The sequence below is a fragment of the Rummeliibacillus sp. TYF005 genome, assembly GCF_003844195.1.
Lineage (GTDB): Bacteria > Bacillota > Bacilli > Bacillales_A > Planococcaceae > Rummeliibacillus.
Map to the genome: position 1 here is coordinate 1 of NZ_ML122611.1, position 7,961 is coordinate 7,961.

A 7,961-nucleotide genomic window follows, 5' to 3' on the forward strand; every position below is an offset into this window, starting at 1 on the left:
TGTTTCATATTCGGACACGTCCTCTCGTTTGTTCTATCATAAATAATTTAACTAGAGTGTGTCCATACATCTATACTACATTCAAACTTATAAGGAGAAAATATACAAAGAGAGAAAGCTTAACTACCAAGCATTAGATAGGGGGAATCGTATGATCAATAAATTGTTAAGGGTAGGAACTACATATATACCAGTGAATAATGTAGAACTATCTTCAGAATGGTATGTAAATAAATTAAGTGCAGAGCTAAGCTACAAAGACGAAGATAAAGCGATTCTTAACTTTGCAAACCAAAGTTTTTTTCTCGTTAAATCTAAAGAAAATCAAAGCTTGAACTTTTATGATTGTTATGGTGAAGAACATTTTGCTATAACATTTGAAGTTAATGGACTAAATGCATTAGAGGAGATTCATAGAGCGTTTAAAGATAAAGAAATACGAGTTGGAGAAATTGAAAACAGAGGACATGCTGGAAGAAACTTTGTTTTCTTTGATTTAGATGGTAATAAATTTGATGTTTGGAGCGAACTAAGTCCAATTTTTAGAGAAAAATATTTTATTAATTTATAGAAAAATATATCGTTTTAAACGAAGACTAAAAATAATGAACTTACACAATATACATGCTAATATTCCCTATGTATCTATAAGGAGAAGCCAACCGTTATAATAGAACACATACAAAAAAGTAGGTCAACCAGAAATAATTCAAGATTGACCTTAAATTATGAATGGAACAGTTAATGCAAAAGATTTTAGCTGTTTGGCTATCAGTTTCATTTTCGTATTAACCTTATATTTTCTTTAAGTCCTCATTTAACTTCCGTGCTTGATTTTTGAAGTAAAGATAAAATGCAATCCAAAAGATTGTATAGACGGCAATGGAGATGAATAATGTTAACAAAATACTAATGATGGTAAATGGAAGCCATCCAATCGAGAATGCTAAGATGAGATATAGCAGAATGACGGTTAAAAAATGAGCAATGGTCTGCTGGAGAAGATTCCATTTCCTGTTTTCAAAGTACAAAGGACTGACTGTAAAAAGCCAACCACAGAGAATAGAACCAATGGAGTTTTTCAAAAATAATGATCCATCTATCATTACCAAATCTCCAAAAAGAATACTTAAATTAGTGATTAACACCGCAACAAAGCTTCCAAAGAAAATACCGATGAAACTGCGGATTATAAATGTTTTCATTGTTCTTTCCTCCTGTTTAATTTTAGAGCTTTTTTAATCACAGGTACGTAGTTTCGAGATACATATTCTTTCTTTCCTGATTTGAAGTAAACACAGAGAGTACCATTGAAAGACGGTTCAAAACGGTTCAACTGATGTAAATTGGCGATCACCGATTTAGAAAAGCGGATAAACTTTTTAGAGGGGAGTTTGGCCTCTAATTCATATAATTTTTCTTTCAATATAAAAGAATCTGTCTCCGTCACAGCAATTACATGATCGTTTTCAGTATGAAAATACTCGATATCATCCGGCTTGAGAATATGTTGCATCTCTCCCTTTTTTCCTATAAGGAATTGTTGCTCCCTCCTATTGATGAAGTCAATTATTTCCTGTATATGTTCATCCAACTCAGGAACTTCGATAGTAATTCTTGTCTCTTTAAGTGCTTGATCAATATGATTAAAAAGCTTCAAATTTCGGACACCTCTTTCAAGCTTAAAATTGTCACAGTTCTGAATGTCTATTGATAAATGCCCTTGTAATGCCTCCTTTCATTAACTTCTAATCCAATTTTATGATAAATTTCCTTTAAAGTTTCCAAAATCTAGTAAGTGGAAGGAAAATGAAGGGTAACATGTAGAAAATAGTTGGTGACTTACAGAGAAGGGATATGCTAACGCCGCAGTTTATTTTAATAGAAATATAGAATTATAATGTGAGGTGATTATCTTGAATGAATATTACGGAGAACTTTGCACACAGATATACGAAAAGAATAAGTCTATTGCAGACGAAAAAGAACTTGAGTTTTTTCTATCTTTTGTAACAGATAAAAAGATGAAAGTTTTAGAACCTATGTGTGGAAACGGGAGAATGCTGATTCCTTTTATGGAAAAAGGAATTGATATTGAAGGTTTTGATATTTCTGAAGAAATGTTGCGAGTATGTAAACTAAAAGGTCAGAATTTAAATCTTAATCCAAATATTTATTTTGGAAAAATAGAAGAATTTAAAAACGGTAAAAATTATGATTTAATCTTGATACCATTTGGATCCTTTTCACTTTTGCCAGATGAATTAGCTAAAGAGAGTCTTACTAATATGAAAACTTTATTAAAAGAAAATGGAAAATTACTTTTAACCGTTATGACAAATACAGGTTCAGTTAAAGAGATTCCTGATTGGATTGAAACAAATAGACATTACCTTGATAGCAACGAGATTATTGAATATAAGAAAGTCAATTATGACCGATCTAGTAAGATGTTAAATACAAAATTAAAATATCAATTAGTTAAAGATCGGCAAATTGAAGAATCAGAAATAATGGATTTCCCAATTCGTCTTTATGAATCGGGAGAATTTGAAAATATTTTAAAAACTAATGGCTTTAATGAAATTATTCTCCATGAAGTTATTGACGGTTATGGCGAAGGAAGTTCATTTCATGTATTTGAATGCAGAACTTAAATCTAATAATGTCCCCAAATGAAAGTTTGTAAAGACGCAATAACCCAAGAAATGTTGTAGAAAGGTTTTCCTTTGAATATTGTTTATACAGCTTATTATGAAAAGCTTTATAAACATGGTTTACATTAAGAATGAGTTGATATCCATATCAAATATCAACTCGTTTTTTATTGCTACCTGTTTTGGTTTGTAAAGGTTATATATGTAAGAATGTGGAATATAAGAAGAGGTAAACAACGAAGGGAGTATTCTATTTTGAAGAAACAAACAGCTCTTATTTTATCTGTACTTGCTTGCCTTTCATTCCTGATAAGTAGTTGTGGAAAAATAGAAACAAAAGAAATTGAAAATGAGAATAGTCATGATAATGTAGAGTTTATACCAAAAAGTAAGCCTGCTGGTAGTGAAGCAAAATACAAAATTAGCTTGGAGATGGACGAGAAAGGAAAATTTAGGGTTAATTCAACTAGCAAAATTAAAAACATATCCACTGATCATTGGAAAGAGCTTGTCTTCTATTTTATACCTAATATCTTTACGAAACCGAATTCGCCACAATTAGCTACTCCATCATATGTAAGTATTAAAAGTATTAAAGTTGATGGAGAGAAAGTGAAATTTAATTTAGAGAAGGATACATTAAAAATAAAATTGGGTCAAGAATTGAAGCCTAATCATGAAGTAATAGTTAACGTTCAATATGATTTCACTCTTCCCAAAAAAGGTTTACGATTCACAGCAAATGAGAAAAACTATTTTTTAGCGCAATGGTATCCAATGATTGCTACCTATAGAGATCATAAGTGGAATAAGGAAGATTACAGAATGAGAGGCGAAACATATCATACAGCATTTAGTGATTTTGAAATTCAATACAAACTATCCAATAATTTAACGATTATTTCTTCAAGTGATGATGATACGTATCCAAGTGGAAAATCAGGCATATTAGTTGGAAAAGACATAAAGGATTTTTATATAGCCTTATTAAAGGAGCCTAATGTTGTTGAAAAAAAGATTGGTAATATTACGATAAGAGTTTTCGGTGTTGATGATAGAAAAGATTTGCATAAAGACATCATGAAATTAGCAATTGATGCTCTTACTTATTTTCAAGATACAATAGGACCTTATCCGCATAAGCAATTAGATATTATATTAGATGAATTAGGAATGGAATATCCTGGAGTTGTAACAGCAAATTCCATCTATAGGGGTACCCCTGTAGATGAAGATTCTCTAAAGAGCATGGTTATTCATGAAATTGCTCATCAATGGTTTTATGGTGTAATTAGTAATGATCCATATCATGATGCTTGGTTAGATGAAGGGCTAGCGAACTTTGCATCGAGGTTGTTTTATGCACAGTACCAGGGAGAAGAAATTACTGTGAATGAGGAGATGTATAAAGACTTTCCACTGCCTGTCAACCTCTCATTAGATGAGTACTCACTTAAAGAACAAAGTACTTATATTTATGGGAAATCTCAAGAGATGTTATGGAAGGTTTTTCAAGAAAATAAAGGAGAACAACAAGCTGAAAATTTTCTAGGAGAATACTATGAAAATTATAAGTTTAAGGAAATCGATACGAATGAATTTATTAGATTTTTGAAAAATTATCTAAACTTAAATAACGATTCTTATTTCGAGGGTTGGATTAAATTAGAAAAGTAATAAGCTATCTGTAATGAATGGGTGTCTGTTCAAAAAGGAAATATGAAGGGAATTCCATTTTATGTAGCCAAAGGTTTTAAATTTCAATAATGAAAGAATTCCAGAGGAAAATTCAACGTATATTAAATTAAGATATTCTAGAAAAATATGAAGTCATTTTTATTCAAATAATTGGGGCAATGCTCTAAATAGGATAAATCCCTTTTTGGTAATGTACTAATGAAACAGTTTATTACCAAATTCTCTAATGATTAGTAAGTTCAACTAACAGAAGCATGAGTTTTAGAAGTCTGTCATTTTTAACAGCCTTAGGAGTTCAATAATAGGGCGCGATTCTGAAATAAGGATTGCGCTCATTTTGGTAAAAAGGGCCATATTGTAATCTTTTTTTACGAAATGTCACCAAATAATAATTTGGAAACTTTTGTTAGTTATTATCGTTATAATTTAAAGAAAATCATAGGAGGGTACAAATGAAAAAATATATCTTAGGTATTCTTTCGTTGTTTATCATAATAATACTTTACTTTAATTTTAATATTAACAAGTTGAAAATATGGATGTGAAAAGTGAAAATTTAGTTGGCTCTTATATCTCACCAGAGAGAGATTATATACTCAAGATATATTTTAATGGAGGAATATTTTTTAGAACAGACGTTTCTTATATAGGTGTTTTAGAGAATTTAGGAACTAAAAAAAAGAAAAATATTTTTCTAGTTAGTGCTGCCTTAGGAAATGTTGGCTGGTTAAATAACTCAACGATATTTTTCCAAGATAAACAATTGCCGATTAATAGAATTTATGATTTCAGAAAAGCAAATGAATAAACATTAAAAAAACGTTCCTAAAAAAGTAGGTAACTATATACCCAATTTTCATAGCTTTTAAATGAGGCAGTAGAGTTGAAGAGGGGAAAATAAGAGAAACATATTGGAGGAAAATATATTAAGTACTTTAGTTTATATGGTGAGACACGGCGAGTCGCCAAAAGAAGGAAATGATAGAACCAGAGGGTTAACTGAAAAAGGTTATTTAGATGCCGGGCGAGTAACTGACATATTTAAAGATGAAAAAATCGATGCAGTTATTTCTAGTCCATACATACGTTCAATATTAACTGTTGAAAAGATAGCTCAACAAATAGGGCAAGAAGTTTTAGTCTTTGAAGATTTAAAAGAGAGAATATTTTCTACTGGAAATAATAGATTAGCTGATAAGGAATTGAATCAGATTTTGGAAAAGTCGTTTTTAGATCCGAATTTTTCATTAGAGGGAGGAGAATCAAATGCTGACTGTCAAAAAAGGGCTATAAAAGTTTTAAAAGAACTATTAGATACTTTTAAAAATAAAAAAGTAGTGATAGGAACCCACGGGGCTGTCATGACATTAATGATGGGATATTTCAATAGCTCCTATGACTTGAATTTTCTACATGGCACATTAAAACCCGATATATATAGAATGGAATTTAATGAACAGGAATTACTGAACGTTCAAAGACTATGGTATGAAAGAATTAGCGATAATCAATAAAATGTATCTCTAGAAATTGCTAAGGGATAAAAACGAACGAAAGCTTTTTAAAGGGTTAAAAGTTTACCAAACGATATTTAGGAGGCAAATTTTATGCTATAATATTTTCCTTAGATTCCAATTGGGAGGATAATAATGAAAACTTTTGGTAAACGTAATTATGCTTTAAATTATTGGAAAAGAACTGGAGCATATGCTCTCATTCGAAATGACCACCAACAATTTTTATGTGTAGAAGATTCGGATGGGAATTTATTTTTAGTTGGTGGAGGGGTTGAAGGAGAGGAATCTCCTGAACGTGCATTATTGAGAGAGAGCATTGAGGAAACAGGTCATGAAATCCAAATCGTTGAGCTTATAGGTAAAGCTGAAAGACACTGGGTTTCTGAAAAATATCCTTTTGATTCTCAACATAATATTGGATCTTTATATGTTTGTGAGCTACTAGAAAAGATAACAGAGCCAGTTGAGAAAGAAACAATGCGCTGGGTCGATTTAAATTATTTAGAAAAGCATCTCTTTCATGAACATCATTTATACTTAATAAAACAGTATTTAAATATTTAATAATAAAGTAAAAAGTTTTATACATAAACGGTTCCCGAGGAGGATATTTCAAGAAATATTTCTACGCTTAAAAAATATGAATGGTTCAATGAATATTATAAAAATGAACAACATATTCAACTTATTATTCATAATAAAAATGTGCGTAAGAAGCTTGGAAGCCTCAATACTAAAAGAATAGCAAATCCTAAATTTCAATCTTTTTACAAAACTAAAATTGATAAAGTTTTACAAAAGCATTTATTACAGGGGTTTTAGGTGAATCAAACTTTAATTCAAAGAAGCAGCTTATGAAAGAGGGCATACATATGGATAGCATCATTTTTGATCTGGACGGAACTATTTGGGATTCGATAGATACTGTGCTACTTGCTTGGAATGATGTAGTTAAAGAAAAGAAGCTAACTAGAGAAGATTTTGAAGGAACGATGGGGCTTCAAATGGATGATATCAGTAGAAAATTGTTTCCAAATTTAGATTACCAGACTCGAACTAAAATTATTAAACAATGCTTTGAAATTGAAGGGGAATATATAGAAGAATACGGTGGGGAGCTTTATGAAAATGTAGAAGCTGTATTAAATAAACTTTTTAAGAAATATAAACTGTTCATCGTCAGCAATTGCCAACAGGGTTATATCGATGGCTTTTTCAAATATCATCAACTTGATAAATATTTTTTGGACTATGAAATCCCAAGTAGAACGGGTCTAGCTAAAGGGGAAAACATCAAATTGATCATGGAAAGAAACAACCTTTCAAAGCCTGTCTATATAGGAGACACAGAAGGCGATTTAAAGGCGTCTAGTTATGCAGGTATACCATTTGTTTTCGCCAAGTATGGCTTTGGAGATGTCACTGACTATGATTACGTGATAGAGAAATTTGACGACCTTTTGGAATTGTTTTAAAAGCGGGGTAGGACCAATTATTTAAGATTATCCAGTTGTTTCAAAGCACCAGGGAAGAAAGTTTTTTCTTTTGAAAGAGTTGTAGAATTTCATCATCACAAATATGACAAACACCCAATCTTTTGATAAAATAAAGTGAAAAATGATGAAGATCTCTCATCATATTAATCTTTATAATGAAAATCGGAAGGTGGACATATGGCGTTAAAAAAAGGCTTGATGTTGTTCATAACAGCAGCTATTGTCCTAATTATCATATTAGCATTCACAATCTATGTTCATTTTGGTAAACAACAAATATACGACGAAGCATTAGATTATCTAATGGTAAACCAAGAATATTATAAAAGTGATATGAAAAGTATCACAGTCGAACATTCTATCCCTGGCATTTTCTTATCACACAAAAACGAGTGGACGGTAAAAGTGGTCTTCAATGACGAACCAAAAGCTCGATACTTTTACAACGTAAGCAAAGGAAAAGTATTCCAAACAGGCTGGTCAGGAAGCACAGAAAACGACTTATATCTGCATTCGGAAAGTGTAGAATGTGGGTATTAGAAGAAACCCTCAGTAGGTTGAAGCGAGGGCACTGAAAAACTTGCGTTTTTTAG

Annotated in this window: 10 protein-coding genes; 8 read left to right on the forward strand and 2 right to left on the reverse strand. The window is 31.2% G+C overall.

Going from position 1 to position 7,961, the window contains the following annotated elements; translation table 11 throughout:
- Window positions 1–151 precede the first annotated feature (151 nt).
- Window positions 152–571 carry a VOC family protein gene (locus CW357_RS17430; protein ID WP_124218728.1) on the forward strand — a complete coding sequence of 140 codons (420 nt, stop codon included), beginning with the start codon at window positions 152–154 and terminating at the stop codon, window positions 569–571.
- 223 nt (window positions 572–794) lie between these two features.
- On the opposite strand, the gene CW357_RS17435 is transcribed toward CW357_RS17430, so the two are convergent.
- On the reverse strand, window positions 795–1,205 hold the full coding sequence (locus CW357_RS17435; RefSeq protein ID WP_119416946.1) for a DUF3021 domain-containing protein: 411 nt from the start codon (window positions 1,203–1,205) through the stop codon (window positions 795–797).
- On the reverse strand, window positions 1,202–1,660 hold the full coding sequence (locus tag CW357_RS17440) for a LytTR family DNA-binding domain-containing protein (protein WP_119416947.1): 459 nt from the start codon (window positions 1,658–1,660) through the stop codon (window positions 1,202–1,204). The genes CW357_RS17435 and CW357_RS17440 overlap by 4 nt, the downstream gene beginning before the upstream one ends.
- Before the next feature lie 256 nt (window positions 1,661–1,916).
- Here CW357_RS17440 and CW357_RS17445 point away from each other — a divergent pair, with 256 nt between their 5' ends.
- The 7 genes from CW357_RS17445 (at window position 1,917) to CW357_RS17480 (ending at window position 7,908) form a co-directional block, all read left to right on the forward strand.
- Entirely contained in the window at window positions 1,917–2,657 is a 741-nt protein-coding gene (locus CW357_RS17445) for a class I SAM-dependent methyltransferase (RefSeq protein WP_119416948.1), read from the forward strand.
- A gap of 255 nt (window positions 2,658–2,912) precedes the next feature.
- Window positions 2,913–4,334 carry a M1 family metallopeptidase gene (locus CW357_RS17450; RefSeq protein ID WP_164489648.1) on the forward strand — a complete coding sequence of 474 codons (1,422 nt, stop codon included), beginning with the start codon at window positions 2,913–2,915 and terminating at the stop codon, window positions 4,332–4,334.
- A gap of 556 nt (window positions 4,335–4,890) precedes the next feature.
- Window positions 4,891–5,163 (forward strand): DUF5412 family protein, encoded by a 273-nt coding sequence (locus CW357_RS17460; protein WP_124218730.1) that lies wholly within the window; start codon window positions 4,891–4,893, stop codon window positions 5,161–5,163.
- Window positions 5,164–5,299: 136 nt separating this feature from the next.
- Complete coding sequence (locus tag CW357_RS17465) at window positions 5,300–5,869, forward strand: histidine phosphatase family protein (protein WP_124218734.1); 570 nt, start codon at window positions 5,300–5,302, stop codon at window positions 5,867–5,869.
- 135 nt (window positions 5,870–6,004) lie between these two features.
- Window positions 6,005–6,436 (forward strand): NUDIX domain-containing protein, encoded by a 432-nt coding sequence (locus CW357_RS17470; RefSeq protein ID WP_124218731.1) that lies wholly within the window; start codon window positions 6,005–6,007, stop codon window positions 6,434–6,436.
- Between the two features lie 308 nt (window positions 6,437–6,744).
- Complete coding sequence (locus CW357_RS17475) at window positions 6,745–7,347, forward strand: HAD family hydrolase (protein ID WP_124218732.1); 603 nt, start codon at window positions 6,745–6,747, stop codon at window positions 7,345–7,347.
- A 198-nt stretch (window positions 7,348–7,545) separates the two neighbouring features.
- Window positions 7,546–7,908, forward strand: a complete 363-nt coding sequence (locus CW357_RS17480) for a DUF3139 domain-containing protein (protein ID WP_124218733.1) — start codon at window positions 7,546–7,548, stop codon at window positions 7,906–7,908.
- Window positions 7,909–7,961 lie beyond the last annotated feature (53 nt).